Origin of the sequence: Stenotrophomonas sp. SrG, assembly GCF_050031795.1 — a bacterium.
GTDB lineage: Bacteria > Pseudomonadota > Gammaproteobacteria > Xanthomonadales > Xanthomonadaceae > Stenotrophomonas > Stenotrophomonas rhizophila_A.
On record NZ_JBNBBE010001398.1, the window covers coordinates 1 to 235 of the forward strand.

The 235-nt window shown below is 71.1% G+C and carries 1 pseudogene; it reads left to right on the forward strand.

Annotated features, from left to right (window positions below):
- Positions 1-235: pseudogene (locus ACQG3P_RS24005) on the forward strand (efflux RND transporter permease subunit); the annotation flags it as partial.

The following is a 235-nucleotide window of genomic DNA, read 5'->3' on the forward strand; positions in this document are numbered from 1 at the left end:
TGACGACAGCGACCGTGGCCGGGTCCAGCGCGTGTCTGTGCAGTCCGAGGCGCCGGTCCGCATGACCCCGGACGACTTCACCCGGTGGACGGAGAAGAACCACGCCGGTGAGATGGTGCCGTTCAGCGCCTGCGCCTCCAAGCGCTGGGACTAGGGTTCGCCGCGCCTGGAGCGCTACCACGGCGTGTCGGCCATGGAACTCCACGGCGAGCCCGCACCGGGCGTGGCCTCGGGA